This window comes from Escherichia sp. AM3 (assembly GCF_032029835.1).
GTDB classification, from domain to species: Bacteria; Pseudomonadota; Gammaproteobacteria; order Enterobacterales; family Enterobacteriaceae; genus Escherichia; species Escherichia coli.
In genome coordinates this window covers 1-1,048 of the sequence record NZ_JAVUPQ010000359.1, presented here as the reverse complement: position 1 = coordinate 1,048, position 1,048 = coordinate 1, and the positions used below count along the sequence as shown (strand labels likewise).

The following is a 1,048-nucleotide window of genomic DNA, read 5'->3' as shown; positions in this document are numbered from 1 at the left end:
CCGCCCAACTGTTATCCAGCGAAATCGTTTCCTGCCCTGTCTATCGATGATACAAAAATGATCAATATTGATACAATTATAAACAGTAAGTGTTTTCTCAGGTGGAAATACTTTGTCGTTAATAAATCGCTGCCGTGCAGCATCGCTAACAACTGTATTCAAGTCACTTAATTTATTAGTCAAACGATAGAGCCAGTCTCTGGCACTGCCACCTTCACGAACGCTGTGTGCAGTACAAATAATAGATGAACGCCTTCCCAAGAGTGCTCTTACGAAACGTACCAAGATATTGGCATGAAACATATGCGAATGCACAATATCTGGAGAGTTTTGTCTGATCAACATTGCTAATTTAAATGCAGCCATAGGTAAAGCTAATTTTGATTTCATACCCAATGAAACAACTGGTATGTCATTACTGATTAGCTTATCAATCAAATCAACTGGTGGTGTAAGCGAAATTAATCGAACAGAATGCCCACATTTTTGAAGCTCAAGAAGCAATTCGACAACCTGCATCTCAGCGCCTCCGACATCCATGCCTGTAATGACATAATCAATCTTCACTCATACCACCTATGTTTTTAAACTACGCTATCCATATATTTATTTAATACTTCTTCCGGATCTCCAATCATCTTTGGTTTACCACCTTCTAACCACAGAACTTTATTACAAGTTTTCAGAATGACATTGTTGTCATGGGAAGATAGCACAACAACCTTTGCCCTCTCCTGCAACTCCTGGAATCTTTTCTTTGCTTTATTTAAGAAAGAAGCATCACCAGTCCCAATAATTTCGTCGAGTAAAAGTACATCTGGATCAACTGAAGTTGATACTGCAAATGCTAATCTCACGCGCATCCCGGTAGAGTAGACACGAATTGGTAGATTCAGGTAATCACCTAGTTCTGTGAAGCAAGCGATCTCTTCTATTTTGGATTCGATTTCTGCATTCGTCATACCAAGTAACAAACCGCGTAGTTTTATATTTTGGTATCCTGTGGAATCATCATCCATTCCTAGAGCGATATCCAACAGTGGAACTA

1 protein-coding gene and 1 pseudogene are annotated in these 1,048 nt (G+C 39.2%); both read right to left on the bottom strand.

What is annotated here, in order from left to right; all coding sequences use genetic code 11:
* Nucleotides 1-567 (bottom strand): glycosyltransferase (locus RTW80_RS25810; protein ID WP_312720919.1); only part of this gene is annotated, 567 nt, incomplete at its 3' end.
* A 17-nt stretch (nt 568-584) separates the two neighbouring features.
* Nucleotides 585-1,048, bottom strand: a pseudogene (wzt, locus tag RTW80_RS25805) (O89/O101/O162 family O-antigen export ABC transporter ATP-binding subunit); the annotation flags it as partial.